Raw genomic sequence first — 25194 nt, forward strand, 5'->3', positions numbered from 1 at the left:
ATCCCATGCTTTCGGTGCTGTGGCTGACGATCAAGCTGGCGGGGATCACCACAGCCCTGCTGCTGGTTCTCGCCACGCCCCTGGCCTGGTGGCTGGCGCGCGGCGCCTCGCGCTGGAAGCCCGTGGTCGGGGCCGTAGTCGCCCTGCCGATCGTGCTGCCGCCGACGGTGCTGGGCTTCTATTTGCTGATCGCTCTGGGACCGCACAGCGTGCTGATGGCGCCGTTGCAGGCGTTCGGCGTCCGCACCCTGGCCTTTACCTTCGAGGGGCTGGTGATCGGCTCGCTGATCTATTCCCTGCCCTTCTCCGTCCAACCCCTGCGCAACGCCTTCATCGCCATCGGCGACGAGCCGCTGGAGGCCGCCGCCTGTCTGGGCGCGACGCGGTGGCAGGCCTTCGCGCGCGTGGCCCTGCCGCTGGCCCTGCCCGGCTACGCCGTCGCCGCCATCCTGGCCTTCGCCCACACGGTCGGCGAGTTCGGCGTGGTGATGATGCTGGGCGGCGGCATCCCCGGTCAGACCCAGGTGCTGTCGGTCGAGATCTTCCAGTTGGTCGAACAACTGCGCTGGGGCGAGGCGCACCGGCTGGCGGCGCTGCTGCTGGCCTTCGGCTTTACGGTGACGCTGACCCTGCTGCTGCTTGAAAGGCGGGCGACCAAGGCTAGCTAGTCCGTCCGCGTCGCCAGCGACAGCGCCAGGCCCTTGGCCGCCGCCGTGACCTCCCTCCAGGTCACGTCAAAGCCCGCCTCATTGCCACAGTAGGGATCGGCCACCGCGCGTCCCTCCAGCCCGTCGGCATAGTCCAGCAACAGGCCAAGCTCGGCCGCGCCATCGACAGGCCGCAGCGCCCTGAGAGCCTTCAGATTGTCGTGGTCGAGGGCCAGGATGTGGGTGAACCGCCGGAAGTCGTCGGGCGTCACCTTGCGGGCCCTCTGGCCGCTGATATCGACGCCGTTGCGACGCGCGACGGCGATGGCGCGGCGATCAGGCGGATGGCCCTTGTGCCAGCCACCGGTCCCGGCGGAATCGATCACCACGTCCAGGCCCAGGCGCTGGGCCTCGGTGCGAAAGGCGCCTTCGGCCAGGGGCGAGCGACAGATGTTGCCCATGCAGACGAACAGAACCGAATGACCGCTCATGCCGCGCCCCAGCCGCCGCCGCCCGGCGTTTCGATGATGATGGCGTCGCCCGCCGCGACCTCGACCAGATCGGTGGCCGCCAGAACCTGAACCGTTCCACCGGCGCGCTCGACCCGCGCTGTCCCCAACGCCCCGCTACCACCCCCCGCCAGTCCGAACGGCGGCACGCGACGACGGTTGGACAGCAGGGTGGCGGTCATCGGCTCGCGAAAGCCGATCCGGCGGACCACCCCGTCTCCGCCGTGATGCGCGCCCGTTCCCCCTGAACCACGCCGGATCGAAAAGGCCTCGACGACCACAGGATAGCGGGTCTCCAGCACCTCCGGGTCAGTCAGGCGGCTGTTGGTCATGTGGGTCTGGACGGCGTCAGTCCCGTCAAAAGTGGGTCCGGCGCCCGAGCCGCCGCAGATGGTCTCGTAATACTGGCGGCGCTCGTCGCCAAAGGTGAAGTTGTTCATCGTGCCCTGCGCGCCCGCCATGACCCCCAGCGCGCCGTACAGCGCGTCGACCACGACCTGACTGGTCTCGACATTGCCGGCTACCACCGCCGCCGGATAGCGCGGCCGCAGCATCGAGCCCTCGGGAATCACCAGCTGCACGGGCCGCAGGCAGCCGTCGTTCATCGGGATCTCGTCATCGACCAGGGTGCGGAACACATAGAGCGCCGCCGCCCGGCAGATCGAGGCCGGGGCGTTGAAGTTGGTCGGGACCTGATCGCTGGTGCCGGTGAAATCGACACGCGCGGTGCGGGCGTGCTGGTCAACGGTGATCGCCACCTTCACCACGCTGCCATCGTCGAGCTCATAGGCGAACGCGCCGTCATTCAGGGTCGCCAGCACCCGCCGGACAGCCTCCTCGGCGTTGTCCTGCACATGGGCCATGTAGGCTTCCACCACGTCCTGTCCAAACTCGGCGACGAGACCCGTCAGGCTTTCGGCCCCCCGCGCGCAGGCGGCGATCTGGGCCTTGAGGTCGCCGATGTTCTGGTCGGGATTGCGAGCCGGCCACTTGCCCGAGGCGAGCAGGGCGCGGGTCTCGGCCTCCAGGAACCGCCCGCCTTCGACCAGCAGGAAGTTCTCGATCAGCACCCCCTCCTCCTCGACCGTGCGGCTGTTCGGCGGCATCGAGCCCGGCGTGATCCCGCCGATGTCGCCCTGGTGCCCGCGTGCGGCGACGTAGAACAACAGGGCAGCGTTCTTGTCGAACACAGGCATGACCACGGTGACGTCCGGCAGGTGGGTGCCGCCCTTATAGGGGGCGTTGAGCATGTAGACGTCGCCCGGCTTCATGCCGCGTCCATCGCTCTGCCGCGCCTCGCGGATGGCCCGAACGCTGTCGCCCATCGAGCCCAGATGCACCGGCATGTGCGGGGCGTTGGCGATCAGGTTTCCGTCGCGGTCGAACAGGGCGCAGGAGAAGTCGAGCCGCTCCTTGATGTTCACCGAATAGGCCGTGTTCTGCAGCGCGAAACCCATCTCCTCGGCTACGGCCATGAAGAGGTTGTTGAACACTTCCAGCATCACCGGATCGGCCTTTGTCCCGATGGCGCGGCGGGTCGGCAAGGCCTCGATGCGGTCAAGGATAAGGTTCAGCTGCGCGTCCACGGTCGCGCGCCAGCCGGGCTCGACGACGGTGGTGCCGGTGGCTTCGCGGATGATGGCGGGGCCCTTGACCTCGGCGCCCACGGCCAGGACCTCGCGGTCGAACACCGGGGCCGCCCTGGTCTGTCCGGCCATGCGGACATCGACCGTGGTCAGGGCCACGGGCGCGCCCGAGGCGCGAGACCCCAGATCCGGCGCCGCTCCGGCGTCCGAATGACCGATGGCTTCCACCGACAGAGTCTCGACCACGAGCGCCGTGGTTGGCGAGGTGAAGCCGAAGCGGCGCTGATGCATCTCTTCGAACGCGGCGCGGACGCCCGCCTCGTCGGCCAGCGGCACGACCAGCGGCGTGTCGGTCCCGGCATATTTCACGCGCAGCGTGGACTGGGTCTCGACCGAGGCCATCGGCACGGCCTGGGCGCGCAGGGCGGCCTCGGCCTCGACAGACAGCGCCTTCGCCTGCTGGGCCAGATCAGCGGCGGCCTGCGCCAGCGGTCGCTCCACCGTCGCTTCGCGGATCAGCCGCAGATCCGCCAGACCCATTCCGTAGGCGGACAATACCCCGGCGAACGGGTGGATCATCACCTTCGTCATGCCCAGCGCGTCGGCCACCAGACAGGCATGCTGTCCGCCCGCGCCGCCGAAACAGGCCAGCACATAGCGGGTGACGTCATAACCCCGCTGGATCGAGATCTGGCGCACGGCCTTGGCCATGTTCTCGACGGCGATGGTCAGGAAGCCCTCGGCGATCGCTTCGGGGGCCATGGCCTCGCCGGTGGCGGCCAGGATCTCGGCGGCCAGAGTGTCGAAGCCGGCAGCCACCGCCCGCGCGTCCAGCGGCTGGTCCGCATTGGGACCGAACACGGCGGGGAAGAACGCCGGCCTCAACTTGCCCAGCATGACGTTGCAGTCGGTGACCGTCAGCGGTCCGCCACGGCGATAGGCGGCCGGACCGGGCACGGCGCCGGCCGAGGCCGGTCCCACCCGCAGCCTCGCGCCGTCGAACCCGCAGATCGAGCCGCCGCCGGCCGCCACGGTGTGGATGTTCATCATCGGCGCGCGCATCCGCACGCCGGCCACCACGGTCTCGAAGGCCCGTTCGTAGTCGCCGGCATAGTGGCAGACGTCGGTCGAGGTGCCGCCCATGTCGAAGCCGATCACGCGGTCAAAGCCCGCCTCCTCCGCCGTGCGCGCCATGCCCACCACCCCGCCGGCGGGACCCGACAGGATGGCGTCCTTGCCCCTGAAAGCCCGCGCGTCGGTCAGGCCGCCGTTCGACTGCATGAACAGCAGCCGCGTGTCCTCGCCCAGCTCGCTTGCCACGCGGTCGACATAGCGGCGCAGGATCGGCGACAGATAGGCGTCGACCACCGTGGTGTCGCCGCGCCCGACCAGCTTCATCAGCGCGCTGACCTCGTGACTGACCGAAACCTGGGAGAAGCCGATGTCGCGGGCGATGGCGGCGACGCGGGCCTCATGATCGGTGAAGCGGAAGCCGTGCATCAGCACCACGGCCACGGCCCTGAAGCCGGCGTCGAAAGCGGCTCGCAGGCCCGCCCGCGCGGTGTCCTCGTCCAGCGGTCGCAGCACAGCGCCCTCGACGCTCACCCGCTCGTCGATCTCGACCACGCGGTCGTACAGGGCTTCGGGCTTGACGATGTGGCGGTCGAACAGTTTCGGGCGCGCCTGGTAGCCGATCCGCAGAGCGTCGGCGTGGCCGGCGGTGATCGCCAGCACGGTCGGCTCGCCCTTGCGTTCCAGCAGGGCGTTGGTGGCCACCGTGGTGCCCATCTTGACCGCGTCGATGGACGCGCCGGCCGGCAGCAGGGCCCGTACGCCCGCCACGGCGGCGTCGGCATAGTGTTCCGGATTTTCCGACAGCAGCTTATGGGTGACCAGCGATCCGTCGGGTCGCCGCGCGACGATGTCGGTGAAGGTGCCGCCGCGATCGATCCAGAACTCCCAGCCTCGCAGGTTCTGATCGTCAGTCATGAGGCGGCGGGGCTCCGAGTCCATTTGCCGTCCATACCTCTTCCGCTCTTCCCGGCGAAGGCCGGGACCCAGATTCATCCCGTGAGTCTGGGATGGACGCGCAGACCGCCTGGATCAGACTCGCGATGCTCAGGGTTCGATCTGGGCCCCGGCCTTCGCCGGGGAGAACGGGAGGATTTAGCGGAACACCCCCGCCGCCTGCGCGATGCCCCAGATCCCAAGGCCCAGGAAGATCAGCGCCGCGCCGATGCGCACGTACTTCAACGGCACGATCTTCGTCGCCGCCTCGCCCAGATACACCGCCGGGATGTTGGCGATCATCATGCCAAGGGTCGTGCCGGCGGCCACCCAGGCGATCGAATGGAACTTGGCCCCCAGGGCCACCGTGGCGATCTGGGTCTTGTCGCCCATCTCGACCAGGAAGAAGGCGATCGTGGTGGTCAGGAAGACGCCGTAGCGGCCAGCTTTGGAGCCATCCTCGTCATCGGCCTTGTCCGGAATCAGCGCCCAGGCGGCCATGGCGATGAATGAGATGGCGATGGCCCACTGAAACCAGGCGCCGCTCAGCAAGCCGGAGACCCAGTAGCCCGCCGTCGCCGCCAGGGCGTGGTTGGCCAGGGTGGCGACCAGGATGCCCAGGATGATCGGCACGGGCTTCTTGAACCGGGTGGCCAGGATGATGGCCAGCAGCTGGGTCTTGTCGCCGATCTCGGCGATGGCCACGACCAGGGTCGAAACGAATAGAGCTTCCATGACTTCAGATAACCTTCCGGGCCGGGCGCATGCCAATAGCGTCGACGTCCCACCCGGCCCGGGAGGATATCGGCGCCATTGGTCTCGCCATGGAAGCGGATCATCGCTTCCCTCCCCGCGCCATGGCCCCGAAAGACCAAGTGTGTTGACGCTGGGCCCGCTGATCGTCGCGGGCGGCTACTCCCCAAAGGTGAGCGGCGTTTAGCGGTAGGATCGCCCGTGGTCAATCTCCCTTCCCCCTCGATGGGGGAAGGGTCGGGGATGGGGGTGATGCGGCGGGGGCGACTGAACCGCCCGATCACCCCCACCCAACCCTCCCCTATCAAGGGGGAGGGCTATACACTTGCCGGCGCATCGAACCGCAGCAGATGCACCGCCACCCGCACCTTGCCGCCGGTGAAGGTCCCGCCCGCCGCCGTCAGCAGCACCGGTGTGTCGGCATAATAGGCCGTCGGGCCGATCACCCCGACATTGCTGGCGTTCTTGGCTACGCCCAGCGATCCGCCGAACTTGGAGGCTTCGCCCGTCACGCCGCAGCTGTAGGAGGTCGCTCCGGTCACCGCGACGGTGGTCCGCGTCGAGACCGCCAGCACGATGGCCCGCGCCGGGATGACCATGGCCGTCGAGGTCGTGGCGCCCGACAGCGTCGTCTCCTCCTCACGGATCTCCATCCGGGTGCTGGCCAGGCCCGGCGAGACAGCGGCGGTCAGGCTCTTGAAGGTGGCCGACAGCGGGACCCAGGCGGCGCCGTCGAAGGCGACCATCTGGTTCTCGTCCTTGACCCAGGCCAGCACGCCCTCGGCGGGCGCCAGAGCCTCCCAGGCGCCGGCCTCGAACCGCATCAGGGTCCCGACCGACTGACCGGCCCAGGCCGCGCCCGTCGCGGCGGCCGGCAGGATCCAGACGCCACCCGCGACCGGACTGGCGGGTTGCGCGGCGACCCCGCGACTCTCGACCGCCAGCTGGACCAGACCGTCCAGCCGGGCGAGGCTTTCATTGATGGGAATATGCTTCTGGGCCTGGGCGGCGACCACATAGGGCAGGCCCAGGCGCGGGGTGGTTTCGTCAAACATGCAAGATCCTCAAAGGCGTTGAACTCGCCTTGAGGATCACCCGGCCGGGAGAGCCGGGGATCGAACCTCGTCGATCCCCGTTTCCATGCCCGTTCGAGCGTGTCGCTACTCGGCCGCGAAAGCCAGGTGGCTGCCCGAAGTCAGGGCGGTCTTGGCGGCCAGTTCGGCCTTGGCCTGCTCGTACTCTTGCGCGAACTTGGCGATGAGTTCGCCGGCGGTCAGCACGTCTTCAATCGCGCCGATGCCCTGGCCGCAGCCCCAGATGTCGCGCCAGGCCTTGGCTTCCTGGTTGCCGCCCGAGCCGAAGTTCATCTTCGACGGATCGCTGACCGGCAGGTTGTCCGGATCCAGGCCCGCCTTGATCACGGACGGGCGCAGATAGTTGCCGTGCACGCCGGTGAAGAGGTTGGAATAGAGGATGTCGTCGGCGTGGCTCTCGACGATCATGTCCTTGTAGCCCTGCACTGCATTGGCTTCCTGGGTCGCGATGAAGGCCGAGCCGATATAGGCCAGGTCCGCGCCCATGGCCTGGGCGGCCAGGATCGAGCGGCCGCAGGCGATGGCGCCCGACAGGGCCAACGGTCCTTCGAACCAGCCGCGGATCTCCTGGATCAGGGCCAGGGGCGACAGGGTGCCGGCGTGGCCGCCCGCGCCGGCCGCGACGGCGATCAGGCCATCGGCGCCCTTTTCGATCGCCTTGCGGGCAAAGCGATCGGTGATGACGTCATGCAGGGTGATGCCGCCATAGGAATGGATCGCGTTGTTCAGATCCTCGCGCGCGCCCAGCGAGGTGATGACCACCGGCACCTTGTGCTTGACGCACATCTCGATGTCTTCCTCGAGACGATTGTTGGTCTTGTGGACGATCTGGTTGACCGCGAACGGCGCCGACGGCGCTTCGGGATGAGCCTTGTCGTGAGCGGCAAGTTCCTCGGTGATGCGGGCCAGCCACTCGTCCAGCTGCGAGATCGGCCGGGCATTCAGGGCCGGGAACGAGCCGACGATGCCGGCCTTGCACTGGGCGATCACCAGGTCCGGATTGCTGATGATGAACAGTGGCGAGGCGATGACCGGCAGTCGAAGACGGTCGCGCAGGATCGGCGGCAAGGCCATGAAGGACGGCTCCCTGAGGGCGGCGTTGCGCGCCGCGCATGTAAACAGCGTTAGCTTAAACGCCCGTTCGCATCCGGCGCAAGGCTTGACGGCCCTAAGGGCACGGGCGCATCACCGTCGAAAAAGAAAATGCTGCACCGCAGGAGAGAGACGTATTGACCCAGTCCGCCACGCCTCTGGCCGATGATTTCGCCGGACAGGACGACGCGACGTCGCGCGCCCGCTGGATGGCTCTGGTCGAGAAAACCCTCAAGGGCCAAAGCTTCGATGAGGCCCTGACGGTCAGGACGCCCGACGGCATCACCCTGCAGCCGCTCTACACAGCCGCGGACGGCGTGATCGTCGCCCGAGACCTGCGCGCGCGCGACGCCGACCGTCCCTGGGACCTGCGGATGCGCATGGCCCATGCCGATCCCGCGCGCGCGTCGAAGGATATCCTGGTCGACCTGCAAAACGGCGCCGCCTCGGTGCTGCTGGCCGTCGATCCGGCCGGCGTCAAGGGCGTGGCCATCGGCTCGGCCGATGACATGGCCAGGGCGCTGGACAATGTCCTGATCGACCTGGCGCCCGTCGCGCTGGACGCCGGCTATCTGGGTCCGAAGGCCGCCGACTGGCTGGGCGCCGTGGCCAAGGCCGCACCCAATGCGCCGATGGCCTTTCACATGGATCCCCTGACCGCCTTCGCGCAATCGGGAACCAGCCCCGGTCCAATCGAGAGCCACATCTTCAACGCCGCGACGGTGGGCGCGCGTCTGGCGACCACCTACGCCCGGGCCAGCCTGTTCCTGGCGACCGGGCGCGCCGCGCACGAGGCCGGCGGTTCCAACGTCGAAGAGCTGGCGCTGATGATCGCCAGCGCCCTGGCCTATGCCAAGGCCCTGGTCCGCTCGGGCCTGTCGATGGAAGAAGCCTTCGGCCGCATCGTGCTGGGCGTCAGCCTGGACGGCGAGTATTTCACCGGCGTCGCCAAGGTCCGCGCCGCGCGGGCCCTGTGGGCGCGGCTGACCCAGGCCTGCGGCGTCAGCGTTGCGGCTGCCATCGAGGCGCGGTCCTCGGATCGGATGCTGACGACCAAGGACGCCTGGACCAACCTGCTGCGCCTGACCTCCGCCGGGTTCGCCGGCGCGGTGGGCGGGGCGGACGCCATCGTGCTGGGCGCCTTCACCGACGCCATCGGCCTGCCCACCACCTTCGCCCGCCGTCAGGCCCGCAACACCCAGCTGGTGCTGATGGAAGAGAGCAATCTGGGCCGCGTCGCCGATCCGGCGGGCGGCTCCTGGTATCTGGACAGCCTCACCGATCAGATCGCCAGCGCCGCCTGGACCCGCTTCCAGGCCATTGAGGCCGCCGGCGGAGTGGTCAGGGCGCTGGAAGCTGGCCTGATCGCCGACGCCGTCGCCGCCGGCCGCGCGTCGCAGGAAGCCGCCTTCGCCGACAAGAGCCGCAAGATCCTGGGCGTCACCGTCTTCCCCAACGCCGACGACAAGGCCGCCGAGGTCGAGACCGTCGATCCGTCCGCGTTCGCCGTGGAGGGGCCTGATCCAACGCTGCCGGGGCCGGATTCGACGTGCCCCGCCCTGACGCCCATCCGCTTCGCCGCCGCCTTCGAGGGAGCCTGAGCCATGACCAAGTTCCCTGACTTCACCACCATCGCCTTCGCCGAGGTCGCCGCCGACGCCGCCCCCGAAGGCGCCGTCTGGAGCACGCCCGAGGGCGTCGATGTCGCCCCCGCCTTCACCGCCGCCGATGTCGAAGGCCTGGACTTCACGGGCGGCTATCCCGGTGTCGCGCCGTTCGTGCGCGGCCCCTACCCGACCATGTACGTCACAAACCCGTGGACGGTGCGGCAGTATGCGGGCTTCTCGACGGCCGAGGACTCCAACGCCTTCTATCGGCGCAACCTGGCCGCCGGTCAGATGGGTCTGTCGGTGGCCTTCGACCTGGCCACCCACCGGGGCTACGACTCCGACCACGAGCGGGTGAAGGGCGATGTCGGCATGGCGGGCGTCGCCATCGACTCGATCCTGGACATGCGCACCCTCTTCTCGGGCATCCCGCTCGACAAGATGAGCGTGTCTATGACCATGAACGGCGCGGTGCTGCCGATCCTGGCGCTCTATATCGTGGCGGCCGAGGAACAGGGCGTTTCGCCCGACAAGCTGTCGGGGACCATCCAGAACGACATCCTCAAGGAGTTCATGGTCCGCAACACCTACATCTATCCGCCCGCGCCTTCGATGCGGATCATTTCCGACATCTTTTCATACACTTCGGCCAAGATGCCGAAGTTCAACTCGATCTCGATCAGCGGCTATCACATGCAGGAGGCCGGAGCGACGGCCGACCTGGAGCTGGCCTACACCCTGGCCGACGGCGTCGAATACGCCCGGGCCGGCGTCGCGGCGGGCATGAGCATCGACACCTTCGCGCCGCGCCTGTCGTTCTTCTGGGCGATCGGCATGAACTACTTCATGGAAGTGGCGAAGATGCGCGCCGCCCGCCTGCTTTGGGCCCGGCTGATGAAGCGCGAGTTCGATCCCAAGGACGACCGCAGCCTCTCGCTGCGCACCCACAGCCAGACTTCGGGCTGGTCGCTGGCGGCGCAGGACGTGTTCAACAACGTCTCGCGCACCTGCGTCGAAGCCATGGCCGCCGTGAACGGCCAGACCCAGAGCCTGCACACCAACGCCCTGGACGAAGCCCTGGCCCTGCCCACCGACTTCTCGGCCCGCATCGCCCGCAACACCCAGCTGTTCCTGCAGATGGAAAGCGGCACGACCCGCGTCGCTGACCCCTGGGGCGGCAGCTACTATGTCGAGCGCCTCACCTATGAGCTGGCCCAGAAGGCCCTCGCCCATATCGAGGAGGTCGAAAAGGCCGGCGGCATGGCCAAGGCGATCGAGCGCGGCATTCCCAAGCTGCGCATCGAGGAAGCCGCCGCCAAGACCCAGGCCCGCATCGACGCCAATCGCCAGAGCGTGGTGGGCGTCAACCGCTACAAGCCTGACGTCGAGGACGTCATCCCGATGCTGAAGGTCGACAACAGCTCGGTGCGCAAGCAGCAGCTGGAAAAGCTGGCCCGCCTGAAGGCCGAGCGCGATCCGGCCCGCACGCAAGCCGCCCTGGATGCGCTGGAAGCCGGCGCGCGGGGTGACGGCAACCTGCTGGCCCTGGCCGTCGATGCCGCCCGCGCCCACGCCACGGTGGGCGAGATCAGCTATGCGCTGGAGAAGGTGTTCGGCCGCCACCGCGCCGTGATCCAGGCCATCGAGGGCGTCTATGGCAAGGAAGCCGGCGCCGATCCCAAGGCCGCCCGCGCCCGGGCCATGGTCGCCGCATTCAAGGAAGCCGACGGCGGCCCGCCGCGCATCATGGTCGCCAAGATGGGCCAGGACGGCCACGACCGCGGCCAGAAGGTGATCGCCAGCGCCTTCTCGGACCTCGGCTTCAAGGTCGAGATCGGCCCGCTGTTCCAGACCCCGGCCGAAGCGGCCGAGGAAGCCATCAAGGCCGGCGTCCACGTCGTCGGGGCCTCGTCCCTGGCCGCCGGCCACCTGACCCTGGTGCCGGAACTGAAGGCCGAACTGGCCAAGCGCGACCGCTCCGACATCGTGGTGGTGGTGGGCGGCGTAATCCCGCCCCAGGACTTCCAGGCCCTGCTCGACGCCGGCGCCGCCAGCATCTTCCCACCGGGCACGGTGATCGCGGAAGCGGCCATCGAGGTGCTGGAGAAACTGAACGTTCAGCTGGGCTACACCCAGGGCGCGACGGCCTGAGGCGGAAGCCGTCGGGCTTCAGGGCCGCTTGGCGGCCTTGCGGCGCTGCTTGGGTGACATCGCCGCCGCGATATCGTCCGGCAGGCCGTGCCGCGCCTCGATGTCCTTCTGCAGCGCCTTGGCCGCCATCAGGTGGCCGGGGAAGATCATGTCGACCATCGAGCCCGCGATGGGCACGGCGTCCGTGGCGGTATCCATGACCACATAGGTCAGCATCCGCAGCAGGGTGAAGGGCGAAGCGCCGCCCTGCAGGCCATGCATCAGGAGCAATCCGCCGGCGCCCATGCTGTAGAGCGGCCCGACAACTGGCACCCAGGACAGCACGCCGTCCAGGCCCAGGCCGAAGGGGCCGATGCCGATCAGGCGGTCGGACAGCCGCTTGACGGTGTCGGCGGACTTCCAGGCCCGGTGCGCGCGGGCGCGTTTGCTGTCGCCATGGGCGGAGACGTGCGGGGCGGCTTCAATGGTCATGCTCGATCAACGCCTCGCCCGCCGGATGGTTGTCTGTCGCCGCGTCAGCCCAGGAAGACGACCCGACGCTTTTCCTTGCCTGCCTGGATGCGGGCCAGCAGGTCGCGATATTCGGCGGTCCCCTGCGCCTCTTTCCGCGTGCCCTCGAAATAGATGGTGTCGTCCATGTGCTTGACCAGCATGTCGGCCGACCATTTGTGGCCAGTAAACAGCATGTCGGCCACCTTGCCGGCCACGGGCAGCGCCCCGGCGACGGTGTCGATCAGGATGATGGCGGTGATCTGGATCACGATCATCGGCGCGGCGCGGGCGCGGACGGCGTCCATGATGATCAGCCCGCCGGCCCCCAGGCTGTAGAGCTCGCCGGCGCCCGGGATCCAGGTCAGCAGGCCGTCCAGGCCAACACCCAGCGGTCCAATGCCGACCACATTGTCGGACAGCTTCTTCACCCGCTCCACATTGCTCCGGATGTTGTGCAGGTCGAGATGCGACTTGGCGAAGATCACCAGAAAACTCCGGGGGCGAAGACTGGCGTCAATCTGCCTTAACCCTTGGCTTGCAGGAAGTGGGAGAACGCCAGATTCCCCCGTCGCGCGAGAACGACGCCATAAAGTCTCGCTTTCCGGGGGAGCCTCTCGGCAACAGCGGCATTTGCGCCTAAGTTAAGGACGTTGGCGTGCGCGTCGCACAGGGGTTTTTCATGCTCATCTCGACCACGCCCTTCATCGAAGGTCGGCCGGTTCAGGACTACAAGGGCGCGATCTACGCCCAGTCGATCCTTGGCGCGAACGTGGTGCTGGACCTGATGGCGGCCATCCGCGACTTCATCGGCGGCCATTCCAAGTCCTATGAGCGGGTCCTGGCCCGCGCCCGCGAGGACGCCCTGAACAACCTGGTCAAGGAAGCCGAGAAGCTGGGCGCCAACGCCATCCTGGCCGTCGACCTCGACTACAACACCGTCGGCCCTAACGGCTCGATGATGATGGTCTCGGTGTCGGGCACGGCGGTGGTTCTTTAGGGCCTCAAGCGTAGCCCAGCAGCGCCCGCAGGCCGGGCGCGTGGAAATCCACCACCCGCTTGTGAACGTCCGACAGCGTCTTGGGCAGTTCCGCCGTGATGTTCAGGTTCTCGCTGGCCGTGCGGCTTTCGCGGCGGTCCGCGCCGGCCTCGACGCGGTCGCGCCAGTCGGCGGGCAGGTCCAGGCCGCAGTCGGCCAGCAGCTTGCCGAAGAAGGCCTCGGCCCGCTTCGACCCCAGGTCGTTGAGGCTGTCGACGATATCCTCGTAGCGCACGATGACCGCGCTGGAGCCCATCCAGGCCACGGCGTTCATGCTGAAGATGTCCTTCAGGTCGGGCACGCGGCCGTGCGCGCCCAGGATCATCATCATGATCACGTCCTCGATCGCGGCGCCGCCGTTCTTGATGTGGTTCAGGTTGCCCTGGAATTCGTCGGACAGGTAGAAGCGCGCCCGCGCCAGCACCCAGTCATAGGGATCGCGCACCAGCACGATGTGGCGCACGTCGCGCAGGGCGATCGCTGACTCGTCCGAGAACAGCATGTGGCCCCAGCTGATCATCGGCCTGGCCGCAGAGAAGGCGTCCGCCGCGTACTGTCGCAGGATGGCGTGCTGGATGTATTCGCGCCGCCAGTGCTGCTCGGGCGCGACGAACATCCGCAGGATATTGCGGATCAGGTGGGTGCCGGCCTTGGGCACGCTGTTGAGATAGACTGGCGTCGAAAGGGTCGCGCGATCAAAGCGCAGGCCGATCTCGTCCAGATTGTCGGGCTTGCCCCGGATGATGGCGTTCACGCGAGACACTCCCTGGGTACGCAAAAACGGCGGCGGGTCGCCCCGCCGCCGTCGATGTTAGCGCAATGGACCGAGACTAGAAGCGCGCCGTGATGTTCACGAACATGCGGCGGCCGATGTAGTCATACTGCGACGAGAAGACCGAAGCCCCCACCGTGTTGTAGTTGCCCTGGCTCAGCGAGACCGCCGGAGGCGTCTCGTTGAACAGGTTGGCTACGCCGCCCAGAAGGGTCCATTCGTCGAACTTCTTCTGCAGCGACAGGCTGTGATAGGCCGTGAACTCGGTGTGGATCTTGTAGAACGTCGTGCGGGTGGGGTTGGCGTCCGCATAGTCCTCGGCGTCGGAAGCCTTGCCCACCATGTTGACGCCCCACAGGGCGGTCCAGTCGCCGCGCTGGAAGCGGAAGTCGACTTGGCCGGTCCAGTCCGGGTCACCCACGAAGCCATTACTGTCGACCACCGTGCCCGCGAACAGCGCGGTGGTGTCTTCCAGTTGCCAGGTCGATTGCAGGTCGACCGTCAGCTTGGTGTCCCAGGGCAGTTGCTGACCATAACGGACGGTCAGGTCGATGCCGCGGTTACCCTGCTCGGCGATGTTGATGTAGTTGTCGGTGATGCTGGTGATCAGGTGCGAACCCGAATTGCGGGTGAACAGGCTGCACAGCGGGTCGGTCGGGAACGACAGCGAGCGATAGCAGCCCGAGACGATCCGGGCCGCGCCCAGCTGGGTGACTTCGTTGGTGACGTTGATGTCGAAGTAGTCGACCGCCACGTTGAGGTCGGCGAAGCTGGGGGTCCAGATCACGCCATAGGTGACCGCCTTGGAGGTTTCGGCCTCCAGACGACCCTTGCCGCCGCCCGCCGTGATCGTGGCCGACGCGCCCGCGCCGGAGTAGGCGCCGGGAACGCCTGCGGCCGAGCAGTTATTGGCCACATATTGCGGGATCAGACCCTGGGACAGGTTCTGGGCCCAGTTGATGCACGGGTCGACCGCGCGTTGCGACAGGAAGCTGGTTTCCTTATTCTTGTAGAGTTCGAACAGGGCCGGCGCGCGGAACGAGGTGCCCTTGGTGGCGCGCAGGCGCAGCGACGGAATGATCTGCCAGTTCAGACCCAGCTTGTAGGTGTCGTCCTTGCCGTAGCTGTTGACCTTGGTATGGCGGCCCGACAGCGACAGTTCGACGTTCTCGGCGAAGGGCAGGTCCTTCAGCAGAGGAACGCTGAGTTCGCCGAACAGTTCGCGCGCAAGGTCGTCGCCCTTGGTGATGCCTGCGGTCGACGAGCCCCAGACGTTATTGGACTGGGTGATCGCGCCTGGCGTGTCGTTGATCGAGTCCTTGCGGTAGTGGAAGCCGACGGCGGCGCCCACCGGACCGGCCGGCAGCTTGAACAGGTTGCCCGAGGCCGAGCCTTCGAACACCAGTTGCTTGTAGGTGGTCTTGCCCGTCTCGGTGTCGAACAGGAACGCCTGTTCAGCCGCCGTGTACTTGCCGGCCAGGAAGTCGGGCGTGACCCAGCTGACGTCCACGCAGGACTTCTTGCTGATCGGCGTCACCTGGCCGATGCACGAACCGGTGCGGAACGCGGCGATGTCGACGGCGTCCTTCAGGATCACGTCCTGCGAGTAGGCGCCCTTGGAGTGGCTGTACTGGGTGAAGATGTCCCAGTCCCAGCCCTTCAGGAAATCGATCTTGCCGAAGTCGCCGCGGAAGCCGCCGACATAGCGCTGGTAGTCGACGCGCTGGCCCGAACGGTTGAGGTTGGTGACCGGGGTCGGCGACAGGATGAAGTCACCGGTGAAGCCGGCCGAGAACGGGTCATAGTCGCCGGTATAGAAGTAGCTCCAGAACTGGCGATAGCCGTTAGTCTTGGTGGCGCGACGGTTCAGCAGCACTTCGCCATAGGCTTCGACGCTGTCGGTGATGTCGAACGAGCCCTGAGCGTAGACGGTGTTGCGCTCGTTGCGCGGGGTCAGCGACTGGGCCAGATTGAACGGGCTGTTCAGGTCCTGCACGCCGCGGTCGGGCGCCGAGGGATCGGTGCTGTAGCCGACGGTGTAGAAGCCGGCCGGAACGCCCGGATAGTTGGCCGCCTGACCGGTCGGGATCTGGGGAATCAGCGAACCCAGCTTGCCGTCGTAGTCATATTGCAGCTTGCCGGCGATGCCGCCGAAGCTGAAGTCGTAGAGCCAGATCTGGTCATAGGCCAGGTCGCGGCACTGGACCTTGCCGGTGCGCGGATCGATCGTGTCCTTACGCTTGCCGCTGGAGTCGGTGATGTATTGCCGGCCGCAGTTGGTGTAGCTGCGATCGCCGTTGGTCTGCTCCGCCGTCTTCGAATACTCGTAGGACAGGTTGAAGAAGCCGCGATCGAAGGTCTTGCCCCAGCTGAGGCTGCCGCGCGACTGCTCGCCGCCATGCTTCTGGGGCTGGCTGAAGAAGGCGTCCAGCTCGATGCCGTCGGTGTCGCGCTTGGTGATGATGTTGACCACGCCGGCCACGGCGTCCGAGCCGTAGATCGACGAGGCGCCATCCTTCAGGATGTCGATGCGGTCGATGGCCGAGGCGGGGATGACGTTCAGGTCGACGGCCGAGACGCCGCCGCGCACGCCGGCGGGACCGGTGCGACGACCATTGACCAGCACCAGGGTGCGATTGGCGCCGAGGCCGCGCAACGACACGGTTTCCGAACCGGGGCCGCCGTCGGTGACAAAGGCGCTGGAGATCGCCGACGTGATCTGCGGCGAGCCCGACGCGATCGTGGACGTCTGCAGCAGGCCGGCGGCGCTCGAAATGCCCTTCAGCTTGCCCTGCTCGGCGCTGATCACCTGGATCGGATCGGGGCTGTTGAACTCGCTGCGCTTGATGCGCGAGCCGGTGACGATCAGGGCCTCGACCTCGGTGGCGTCAGATTTGGGTTGCTCGTCGGTGGTCTTCAGCGGCGCGGCGGCTTGCGCGAACGCCGCAGCCGGAGCCAGGACGCTGGCGGCCAGCCCGGCGATGACCGTGGAGGCAAGAAGATACTTACGATGACTGGACATTAGCGATAACGCCTCCCGAGCTTCACATAGAGCGGTAACCTCGACCCACTGCCCAGACTTGGCGTGTGATGTTTTACCGCAGGGTACAAGAGAGCGCGTTTGGGATGTGCGCCGCAACTTTCGTGTCGTGTTCGCGTCACAATTCAGACTTGGTGTTGCCCGGAGCACGCAGTTGCCCGATCCTGCGGCGCCTCGCCGCTCTGGAGCTTCCCGTGAAATTCGATCCACGCCCGCTTTTCGCGACCATCGCCCTGCTGGTCGCCGCCGGTCCGGGAACCTCGCGCGGCGCGCCGCTCTCCGCAAAGGCGTTTTCAGACCCGCCGGCCATCAGCGATGTCCAGATTTCTCGCGATGGGAAGCATATCGTCGCCCTGACCTCGGCCAACGGTCAAAGTCCCACCATCGCGGTGTGGAGCACCGACGCCCTGGACAAGCCGCCCACGACGATCTCGGCCCAGAAGGTCCGGATCCTCGGCGTCAGGTTCCTGAAGAACGACCGGCTGCTGGTTAACACCATCCAGACCTTCACGACCGGCGCGTGGAAGGGCCATCTGAACCGCCAGTATGTCTCGGACCTGCAGGGCAAGGCCTGGACCAGCCTGCTGCCGGACGGCCCGGCCCGATCGGAAACCGAGGCCTTCGCCGCCAAGTTCGACGATGCGGCCATCATCGACTTCCTGCCCGCCGACCCCCGCCGCGTGGTTGTGACCGACCTGCGCCCCGACACCCGTGGCGATATCCTCAAGCTGGACATCTATTCGGGCGCGACCGAGCGGCTGATGCGGGGCTCTGACCAGTTCAGCGGCTTCCGCACCGACCTGAAGGGCCAGATCCGCGCGCGGCAGGAGGTCAACTACGACAACGGCGCGGTCTATTTCGCCCAATGGCTTCGCGATCCGGTGACCGACGAATGGTCCGAGCACTTCCGCTGGTACGCCAAGGACCGCGAGCCGGTCTCGATCGCCGGTTTCACCAGCGATCCGAACATCATCTATATCTCTTCCAGCAAGGGCCGGGACAAGGCCGGGCTGTATGTCTACGACATCAAGGCCCGCCAGGTGGTCGAGCCACTGCTGGAGCACAAGCTGTTCGACGCCGGCGGCGTGGTGCTGTCAACCGTCGCCGCCGACTATGGCCAGGTCCTGGGCTTTTCCTATGCCGGCCCCACCAACAAGGTCTACTGGACCGACGAGAGCTTCGCCGCGCTCGACAAGAGCCTGCGCGCGGCGCTGGGCCTGAAGACGACGACGGTCAACTGGATCGATCCGGGTTCCGGCGCCGCCGCCCGCCTGCCGGTGGCCGACGGCGCGGACGCGGCGATCACCAGCTGGTCCGAGGACCGGTCGCACTTCATCGTGGTCAAGACCGGGCCGTCCAATCCCGGCGAGTACTACTTGCTCGACAAGTCGGGCGCCCTGACCCTGCTGGGCAAGGCCCGGCCGGATCTGGATACCGCCGCCCTGGGAACTACGCGGCTGGTCGAATACAAGGCCCGCGACGGCCAGCAGATCCCCGCGTTCCTGACCACCCCGCCCGCCGACAAGTATGGCCCTGGCCCCTATCCCACCCTGGTTGAACCGCATGGCGGCCCTTGGGCGCGCGACGACCTGGACTGGGATCCGGCCGGCTGGGTGCAGTATTTCGCCAGCCGGGGCTACGCGGTGCTGCAACCCCAGTTCCGGGGCTCGGAAGGCTGGGGCCAGAAGCTCTGGCGCGCCGGCGACGGCGAGTGGGGCCAGAAGATGCAGGACGACAAGGACGACGGCGTCCAGTTTCTGATCGACCAGAAGATCGCCGCCCCCGGCAAGGTGGCCATGTTCGGCTATTCCTATGGCGGCTACGCCGCGCTGGCGGCCGCGATCCGCCCCAACGGCCTCTATCGCTGCGCGATCTCTGGCGCCGGCGCCGGCGATCTGGCCAGCATCAAGCGCGCCACCTTCGACGACCGCCTGCAACGCGAATTCCAGAACCCGACGATCAGGGGCCTGGACGCCCTGGAGCACGCCCGGGAGGCGCAGATTCCGCTGCTGATCTATCACGGCGACCGCGACCAGACCGTCGACGTCAGGCAGTCGCGAAAGTTCGCCGAGGCCCTGAAGGCCGCGGGCAAGCCTTACCGCTACCTGGAGATCAAGGACATGGGCCACCAGCTGACCACCATGGAGCCGGCCATGGTCGAACTCCAACTGGTCGAGATCGAGAAGTACCTGAACACCGAGTGCGGCGCCGGGGGCATCGGCGCCCCCGAGCCCCGCTAGCTCGGGTCAGGCTTCCAGGGCGCCGACGAGGCGCTTGGCCTGGGCGATCCAGGCGTCGCGATCGGCGCGGCCCTTGAGGTTGAGCAACTCGTCGATCGACTTGAGGTCTTCGGATGTCCAGCCCGCGATCTGGCTGAAGCGGGTGACACCCAGCTCGCTCAGCGAAGCCGCCAGCTTGGGACCAATGCCGACCAGGCGGGTCAGGTCATCGATCTCCGCGGCGACCAAGGCGAGCGGCGCCTCGGCCACGACGTCCACGGCGTCCGGAACCGCGAGGGGTTCGTCTGCTTCGACCGACGCCACGACGAGGGGCTCGAGGGTCTCTGGAACCGTCTCGGCGACAGCCTCGACCACTTCGACCGTTTCAGCCGCGGCGGCGTCGATGGTCTCCTCGACCGCTTCAAGCGCTTCGCCGGCGGTCTCGACGGTGACATCATTGGCGACTTCGACGACCTCCTCGACCGCTTCCAGCGTGGCCGGGCTCACCTGTTCCAGGGGCTCAACCACCGCCTCGAACGGCGTCTCGACCGTCTCGACAGCCGTGAGCGCCAGCGGTTCCGGCGCGAGCGCTTCGGGCGTGGAACCGGCGAGGGCTTCCAGGTTGACGGCCTGACGCCAGCGCGACGCCCACCACCACCATGTAGCCCCCGCGGCGGCCGCGCCGCCGAAGACCAGCCACAAGGGCGAGGCCGCGCCGACCATCAGGCGAGGCCCTGCTTCGGGGTCGACCCGATCAGTCTTGAACTCGGAAAGGAAGGATGAGGAAGAAACCATGGCGCGCGCTCCGGCAACCGCGATTTGTGCAGCGCAGCATAACACAGATCCCACATTCGCAAGTGCGAAAATGTTGCCCCTACGTCAAGTTAGTCCGACCACCCTCAGGGCCAGGCCCGCCGCGACCATCGCCGCCACCAGAGCCAGCACGGGAAGCCTTAAAGCGAAGGTCAGGGCCAAGGCCAGAACCGTCAGACCCAGCGCCGTCTGATCCAGACTGGACATGTCGGGAACGGTCACCTGGAAGACGCCGCTGGAGAATGTCTCTCCGGTCCGGAACAGATAGTGGGTGGCGAACCATGCCGCCAGCTGGCCGATGACGCCAACCGCCGCCGCCGAGACCATCGCCAGGGCCCGGGCCGGCCGGGGCCGGGCGCGAAGGCGTTCAAAGAACGGTCCGCCGGCGAAGATCCACAGGAAGGACGGCGCGAACGTGGTCCAGGCCGCCATCAAGCCGCCGGCCACGCCGGCGACCCAGGCCCACTGGGGCGTCGCGGCCTGATAGGCGCCGACAAAACCCACGAAGGTGAAGACCAGAACCAGGGGTCCGGGCGTGGTCTCGGCCAGTCCCAGTCCATCCAGCATCTGGCCCGGCGTCAGCCAGCCGAGGCTGGACGCCATCTGCCCGAGATAGGCCAGGGCCGCATAGGCGCCGCCGAAACTGACCACGGCCAGGCCGCTGAACACCAGACCCATGCGGGCGATCACGGACTGGGGCGCGATCAGCAGCGCCACGCCGACCGGCGCCAGCCAGATCACAAGCCACAGCGCGACCGTCTTCCAGAGACCGCGTCGCGGCTCCGGCTCTCCGGCCTCGCCAACCCTGCCATTGCCCAGCAGCCATCCCGTCGCGCCCGCGACCAGGATCAGCAGCGGGAACGGCAGGCGGGTGAAGGTCAGGGCCACGAAGGCCAGGATCGCCACCACCAGGGCGGCGCGATCGCGGATCGTCCGTCCGCCCATGCGGATCACGGCCTGGGCCACCAGCGCCACGACCGCCGCCTTCAGTCCCATCAGCACCGGACCGGCCCATTCGGACCGCCCATGCGCCATGTAGAGCGCCGACAGGCCCAGCATCACCAGCAGGCCAGGCAGAACGAACAGCAGCCCGGCCGCGATCCCGCCGCGAACGCCATGCAGGCGCCACCCCAGCCAGACGGCCAGTTGCTGGGCCTCGGGCCCGGGCAGCAGCATGCAGAAGCTCAGCGCGTGGGCGAAGCGCGCCTCGTCGATCCAGCCCTTTTCCTCGACCACCGCCTTATGCAGGAGGGCGATCTGACCGGCCGGACCGCCAAAGCCCAGGCAACCGACCTTCAGCCAGACCCGCAAAGCCTCGCCAAAACGCGGCGCGGACCGGCTCACGCCGCCTTGGTCCGCCAGATACGCGCCGAGCCGCCCTTCTGGCCCAGCCGCTGGACGATCCATTCGGTGGCGGCGGCGACAGCCGGTTCGATACTGGCGGGGGCCCCGACCATGACCATGGCGCTTCCGTTCATCTTCATCGGGTCCAGCAGAGGGCGGAGCCTGACCTCGGCGACTAGCGCATCATCCGTGACAGTTTCGAGGGCGCGGATGAAGGCATCGAAGGTTTCAAGGTCCTTCAGGGGCGTCCAGATCGCCAGGACGGCGTCTGGATCACGCGCCAGCACGTCGCGGGTCACCCCCACGATGCGGCCATAGTCGTCGGGACGTTCGAACGGCGGGTCGATCAGCACGAAGGCCCGCCCTCCCCGGCCCGCCCTGGCCGCCGCCGTCTCGAAGCCGTCGGCCTTTGAGGCCTGGGCGAAGGCGTAGGGCGCCAGGGATCGGCGCAGCAGGTCGAAGTCGTCGTCCCGAAGCTCGCAGGCGGTATAGCGGTCGTCGCGACGCAGGCCCCCGGCGATCAGCAGCGGCGAGCCGGGATAGAGCGGCCCATCCTGTCCGCCATTCATGGCCCGGAATCGGGCGATCAGCGGCGCGAAGACAGCCGGAGCGTCGCCGGACTCGATCAGACGAAAGATGCCCGCCTCGGCCTCGCCCGAGCGCCGCGCCATCTCGCCGCCGAGGTCATAGCCCCCCGCGCCCGCGTGGGTGTCGATCACCGAAAGCGTTGGCGTCTGAGCCTTCAGCGCCTCCAGCAGGGCCAGCAGGATGGCGTGCTTCTGCAGGTCCGCGAAATTGCCGGCGTGAAAGGCGTGGCGATAGTTCATGTCTGACTTGGGGCTCCTGGAACCGGCGCTTCCTCTATCACGTTGCTGGTCGATAGGGAGGCAGGCATGGCCCGCGACACACAGCACATCGCGCCGATCGACGACTCTGGCCTGGTCTATTGCGACGACCACCACAACGGTCTGAGGCGACGGACCGCCGCGTCCGGCTTTGACTATGTGGGGGAAGACGGCAAGGCGCTGAAGGATGAGGCGACGCTGGCCCGCATCAGGGCCCTGGCCATCCCGCCCGCCTGGACCGAGGTCTGGATCTGCCCCAATCCCCTCGGCCACATCCAGGCGGTCGGCCGCGATCAGAGGGGCCGCAAACAGTATCGCTATCACCCCGACTGGCGAGCCGACCGCGATATCAAGAAGTTCGAGCGGATGGCCGCGTTCGGTCGCGCCCTGCCCCGCCTGCGCAAACGGGTCGAGGCCGACCTGGCCCGGCGCGGCCTGCCCCGCGAGAAGGTGCTGGCGGCGGTGGTCCGCCTGCTGGAGCTGACCCTGATCCGGGTGGGCAACGAGGAATATGCCCGCACCAACAAGAGCTATGGCCTGACGACGTTGCAGAAGCGCCACCTGCGCCTGGCCAGCGGAGGCGCGGTGTTCGAGTTTCGCGGCAAGAGCGGCAAGACCCACAGGACGGGCTTTCAGGATCGGCGCCTGGCCCGGATCATCCGGGCCTGCCAGGACCTGCGGGGGCAGCGCCTGTTCAAATATGTCGATGAGGACGGCCAGCGGCGGGCCATCGAGTCCAGCGACGTCAACGACTACATCCGCGCCGCCTGCGGGGCCGAGTTCTCCGCCAAGGACTTTCGCACCTGGGCCGGATCGCTAGCGGCCTTGAAGGGCCTTCGGGCCACGCCGCCCGCCACGTCGAAGACCGACGCCAAGCGCGCGGTCAACACGTGCGTCAAGGCCGTGGCCGGACTGCTAGGCAACACCCCGGCGGTCTGCCGCGCGGCCTATATCCATCCCCGCGTGCTGGCCGCCTATGAGGCGGGGACATTGCCCAGATCAGGAAGCGCTTCGGCCAGGGCCAGCGAGCTGGCCCTGCTGCGCCTGGTCACCGCCTAGGACGGGGTCGCGGGTGTCGAGCGCAACACGCCGCTGCGCGCCATGGGCAGGAGGAAGGCCGCCAGGAACAGCGTATTGGAGATCGCGTTGACGCCAAAGCCGGTGGCGATCGAGAGGCTGCTGTCGATCACGTACCAGCTCACCACGCTGACGATCACGCCCACCCAGGTCGACCGGCCCGCCGCGCCCAACTGCTGGGCGGCCTTGATCGCCGCCATCAGGGTGATGCTCCAGCCTATCGTCACGGCGCCCATCAGGGCCACGCTGAATCGCATCTGGGCGTTCAGCACCAAGGCCTCTGGGCCCTGCAGCAGCGCGAAGACCAGGCGGACCGGACCGCTCGTGACGTCCAGACCCGCGCCCGCCAGCACGACGCCGAACACGCCCACCGCCCAGCACCATCCCGTCATCCAGTTTCGCCAGAACACCGACATCTTCCGTCCCTTTCGCTGCGTTTGAAGCACCGTAGCCAGACGCGGCGCGCGGACAATTACCTGTCAGGTCATGGTCAGGGCTGGACCGTGACTAGGCCTCGTGGGCGGCGAGCGCGCGGCGCAACTCGGTGACCATCAGCGCGCGCAGGCTGGGCGGCGAGACGATCTCCACTCCGTCGCCCCAGGTGAACAGGTGCCAGGCCAGTTCCAGCATCCCGGCGGCGCGGAAGGCGACGGTCACGAAGCCATCGGGTTCCGGACGAACGGTCTGGGTGGAATGGAAGCGCCAGCGCAGGGCGTCCTCGGCGCGGTCGGGGCGGATGCGCAGCACCACGTCCTCGATGGCTCCGTGATAGATGCCGAAACTTTCATCGGCGAAGGCCTGCAATGAAAAGTCCTCCGGCGGCGCGGCCGCCCGGTCGAGCACGCGCAGCGCCTTCATCTTGTCCAGCCGCCAGGAGCGCGGACGCGGATCGTCCCCCTCCAGCGCCACCAGATAGTTGCTGCGGGCGAACAGGATGCCCAGCGGCGTCACTTCGCGGACGCGGCCCGGCGTGCTGCCGCCGTCATAGCGGAAGGCCAGGGCGCTCAGCCCCTTGATGGCCGCGCGGATGGCCGCCAGCGCCGTCTCGTCCTCATAGGGCCTTGGTCCCGCGTGCACGCCGATGGTCTCGGCCTGGACCAGCGCCTCGACATCGGGGGCCACCTTGCGGCGGGCGGATCCGCGCAGAGCCGACAGCAGCTTTCGCTCCAGCGCATAGAGCGAAGAGGCCCGCCCCTCGGCGCCGGACGCCTTGTAGGAATCCGCCGCCGTCCGAAGCGCCGCCAGCTCCTCGGCGGTCGGCGTCTGGAACAGGCCATCCAGCCCCGCCGGGATGCGGAAACGCCGGGTGGGCGGATCTTCCACCACCTCCATCTGCGGGAAGGCGGCCCAGACGGCGTCGCGCATCCGCTCGGCGGTGCGACGCCCCACCTCAAGCGCCTGGGCCATCTCGTCCAGGGTCATGCCTTCGGCCGAGCCCGCCAGCATGCGGGCCAGGTCGAGCAGTCTCGCAGCCTTTTCGTGCCTCATACGTTCTCCATACGACCGTTTCTGGCGCACCGCACGTGCATTTAGCTCTGGTCGAACCAAGGAGACGTTCATGTCCCGCTTTGCCTGCCCTGCCTGGGCCATCGCTCCCGTCAACGCGCCCATGATTTCCGCGGTTCTGGCGTTCGCCGATATCCACCGTGACCTCGGCGCGGGACGCACCCTGATGCGCATCAGCCCCGAACGCGCCGCCCGCGCGGACGTCATCCTGTTGCTGGGTCGGGACGCCGAGCGCGTTATTGACCTGGGCGTGGTCTGGAACGATCGCGAGGATCAGATCATCCGCATCATCGACGACGCCGAACTGCGCGACTCACGCCTGGCGGCCTGGGAAGACGCGTTCGACCTGTTCGAGACGGAGACGCACGAACCGGTCCCAGAGCGCCTCGTCGCCTGACCTAACGTCACGCCACACCCCAATCTGGGTAACGAAAGAGCAACGTTCTGCCTAAAAATGCGGTCTCGACGCCACCCAAAGGGGCGCCGAGGCCGTCGTGCGTTCATGTGACCGTTTCTTCCGGCTGCCCCCCATTGCCGAAGCGATCCAGTTGGCACCACGCTGTAATCGGTCGGCAAAGTCCGAGTGAAAACCAGCGTTAGTGCC

General features: G+C 67.6%; 21 protein-coding genes and 1 riboswitch. Of the genes, 7 read left to right on the plus strand and 14 right to left on the minus strand.

Features of this window, described 5'->3' with window-relative positions; genetic code table 11:
* The first annotated feature begins 5 nt into the window (after positions 1 to 5).
* Complete coding sequence (gene modB / locus ACQY9P_RS00600) at positions 6 to 668, plus strand: molybdate ABC transporter permease subunit (RefSeq protein WP_421737187.1); 663 nt, start codon at positions 6 to 8, stop codon at positions 666 to 668.
* On the opposite strand, the gene ACQY9P_RS00605 is transcribed toward modB, so the two are convergent.
* From ACQY9P_RS00605 to ACQY9P_RS00625, 5 genes are all read right to left on the minus strand, one after another.
* Positions 665 to 1138, minus strand: a complete 474-nt coding sequence (locus tag ACQY9P_RS00605) for a low molecular weight protein-tyrosine-phosphatase (protein ID WP_421737186.1) — start codon at positions 1136 to 1138, stop codon at positions 665 to 667. The two genes, modB and ACQY9P_RS00605, sit on opposite strands and share 4 nt — an antisense overlap.
* Positions 1135 to 4731 (minus strand): hydantoinase B/oxoprolinase family protein, encoded by a 3597-nt coding sequence (locus ACQY9P_RS00610; protein ID WP_421737185.1) that lies wholly within the window; start codon positions 4729 to 4731, stop codon positions 1135 to 1137. The genes ACQY9P_RS00605 and ACQY9P_RS00610 overlap by 4 nt, the downstream gene beginning before the upstream one ends.
* A gap of 177 nt (positions 4732 to 4908) precedes the next feature.
* Positions 4909 to 5484, minus strand: coding sequence for a TMEM165/GDT1 family protein (locus ACQY9P_RS00615; RefSeq protein ID WP_421737184.1), 576 nt, complete (start codon positions 5482 to 5484; stop codon positions 4909 to 4911).
* 89 nt (positions 5485 to 5573) lie between these two features.
* A riboswitch (yybP-ykoY riboswitch) is annotated at positions 5574 to 5682 on the minus strand.
* A gap of 137 nt (positions 5683 to 5819) precedes the next feature.
* Positions 5820 to 6557 carry a DUF2793 domain-containing protein gene (locus ACQY9P_RS00620; RefSeq protein ID WP_421737183.1) on the minus strand — a complete coding sequence of 246 codons (738 nt, stop codon included), beginning with the start codon at positions 6555 to 6557 and terminating at the stop codon, positions 5820 to 5822.
* 105 nt (positions 6558 to 6662) lie between these two features.
* Positions 6663 to 7670 (minus strand): NAD(P)H-dependent flavin oxidoreductase, encoded by a 1008-nt coding sequence (locus ACQY9P_RS00625; protein ID WP_421737182.1) that lies wholly within the window; start codon positions 7668 to 7670, stop codon positions 6663 to 6665.
* 227 nt (positions 7671 to 7897) lie between these two features.
* On the opposite strand from ACQY9P_RS00625, the gene ACQY9P_RS00630 reads away from it, so the two are divergent.
* Together ACQY9P_RS00630 and scpA are read left to right on the plus strand one after the other, a co-directional pair.
* Positions 7898 to 9289 carry a methylmalonyl-CoA mutase family protein gene (locus ACQY9P_RS00630; RefSeq protein WP_421738280.1) on the plus strand — a complete coding sequence of 464 codons (1392 nt, stop codon included), beginning with the start codon at positions 7898 to 7900 and terminating at the stop codon, positions 9287 to 9289.
* Between the two features lie 3 nt (positions 9290 to 9292).
* Positions 9293 to 11446: a methylmalonyl-CoA mutase gene (scpA, locus tag ACQY9P_RS00635; RefSeq protein WP_421737181.1), complete on the plus strand. Its 2154-nt coding sequence runs from the start codon at positions 9293 to 9295 to the stop codon at positions 11444 to 11446.
* An 18-nt stretch (positions 11447 to 11464) separates the two neighbouring features.
* Here scpA and ACQY9P_RS00640 read toward each other — a convergent pair whose 3' ends face one another.
* Together ACQY9P_RS00640 and ACQY9P_RS00645 are read right to left on the minus strand one after the other, a co-directional pair.
* The gene (locus ACQY9P_RS00640) at positions 11465 to 11917 is read right to left on the minus strand and encodes a DUF4112 domain-containing protein (RefSeq protein WP_421737180.1); all 453 of its coding nucleotides are present in this window, start codon (positions 11915 to 11917) and stop codon (positions 11465 to 11467) included.
* A gap of 44 nt (positions 11918 to 11961) precedes the next feature.
* Complete coding sequence (locus tag ACQY9P_RS00645; RefSeq protein ID WP_421738279.1) at positions 11962 to 12426, minus strand: DUF4112 domain-containing protein; 465 nt, start codon at positions 12424 to 12426, stop codon at positions 11962 to 11964.
* A gap of 191 nt (positions 12427 to 12617) precedes the next feature.
* Between ACQY9P_RS00645 and ACQY9P_RS00650 the strand changes: the two genes are divergently transcribed.
* Positions 12618 to 12935: a heavy metal-binding domain-containing protein gene (locus ACQY9P_RS00650; RefSeq protein WP_421737179.1), complete on the plus strand. Its 318-nt coding sequence runs from the start codon at positions 12618 to 12620 to the stop codon at positions 12933 to 12935.
* Between the two features lie 4 nt (positions 12936 to 12939).
* On the opposite strand, the gene ACQY9P_RS00655 is transcribed toward ACQY9P_RS00650, so the two are convergent.
* A complete protein-coding gene (locus tag ACQY9P_RS00655; protein ID WP_421737178.1) occupies positions 12940 to 13728 on the minus strand; it encodes a hypothetical protein in 789 nt (262 codons plus the stop codon).
* A 76-nt stretch (positions 13729 to 13804) separates the two neighbouring features.
* On the minus strand, positions 13805 to 16768 hold the full coding sequence (locus ACQY9P_RS00660; RefSeq protein ID WP_421737177.1) for a TonB-dependent receptor plug domain-containing protein: 2964 nt from the start codon (positions 16766 to 16768) through the stop codon (positions 13805 to 13807).
* A gap of 212 nt (positions 16769 to 16980) precedes the next feature.
* On the opposite strand from ACQY9P_RS00660, the gene ACQY9P_RS00665 reads away from it, so the two are divergent.
* Positions 16981 to 19026 carry an alpha/beta hydrolase family protein gene (locus tag ACQY9P_RS00665; RefSeq protein ID WP_421737176.1) on the plus strand — a complete coding sequence of 682 codons (2046 nt, stop codon included), beginning with the start codon at positions 16981 to 16983 and terminating at the stop codon, positions 19024 to 19026.
* Between the two features lie 6 nt (positions 19027 to 19032).
* On the opposite strand, the gene phaH is transcribed toward ACQY9P_RS00665, so the two are convergent.
* From phaH to rlmJ, 3 genes are all read right to left on the minus strand, one after another.
* Entirely contained in the window at positions 19033 to 19800 is a 768-nt protein-coding gene (gene phaH, locus ACQY9P_RS00670; RefSeq protein WP_421737175.1) for a phasin PhaH, read from the minus strand.
* A gap of 84 nt (positions 19801 to 19884) precedes the next feature.
* Positions 19885 to 21162, minus strand: a complete 1278-nt coding sequence (gene chrA / locus ACQY9P_RS00675; RefSeq protein WP_421737174.1) for a chromate efflux transporter — start codon at positions 21160 to 21162, stop codon at positions 19885 to 19887.
* A complete protein-coding gene (gene rlmJ / locus ACQY9P_RS00680) occupies positions 21159 to 21989 on the minus strand; it encodes a 23S rRNA (adenine(2030)-N(6))-methyltransferase RlmJ (RefSeq protein ID WP_421737173.1) in 831 nt (276 codons plus the stop codon). Before rlmJ ends, chrA begins: the two co-directional genes overlap by 4 nt.
* Before the next feature lie 66 nt (positions 21990 to 22055).
* On the opposite strand from rlmJ, the gene ACQY9P_RS00685 reads away from it, so the two are divergent.
* The gene (locus ACQY9P_RS00685) at positions 22056 to 23066 is read left to right on the plus strand and encodes a DNA topoisomerase IB (RefSeq protein ID WP_421737172.1); all 1011 of its coding nucleotides are present in this window, start codon (positions 22056 to 22058) and stop codon (positions 23064 to 23066) included.
* Here the strand turns inward: ACQY9P_RS00685 and ACQY9P_RS00690 are convergent.
* Both ACQY9P_RS00690 and ACQY9P_RS00695 read right to left on the minus strand, forming a co-directional pair.
* Positions 23063 to 23500 carry a hypothetical protein gene (locus ACQY9P_RS00690; protein ID WP_421737171.1) on the minus strand — a complete coding sequence of 146 codons (438 nt, stop codon included), beginning with the start codon at positions 23498 to 23500 and terminating at the stop codon, positions 23063 to 23065. The two genes, ACQY9P_RS00685 and ACQY9P_RS00690, sit on opposite strands and share 4 nt — an antisense overlap.
* Positions 23501 to 23591: 91 nt before the next feature.
* Positions 23592 to 24572: a helix-turn-helix transcriptional regulator gene (locus ACQY9P_RS00695; RefSeq protein ID WP_421737170.1), complete on the minus strand. Its 981-nt coding sequence runs from the start codon at positions 24570 to 24572 to the stop codon at positions 23592 to 23594.
* A 70-nt stretch (positions 24573 to 24642) separates the two neighbouring features.
* Here ACQY9P_RS00695 and ACQY9P_RS00700 point away from each other — a divergent pair, with 70 nt between their 5' ends.
* Positions 24643 to 24987, plus strand: coding sequence for a hypothetical protein (locus ACQY9P_RS00700; protein ID WP_421737169.1), 345 nt, complete (start codon positions 24643 to 24645; stop codon positions 24985 to 24987).
* Positions 24988 to 25194 lie beyond the last annotated feature (207 nt).

The sequence above is a fragment of the Caulobacter sp. genome (assembly GCF_965279145.1).
Taxonomy (GTDB): Bacteria; Pseudomonadota; Alphaproteobacteria; order Caulobacterales; family Caulobacteraceae; genus Caulobacter.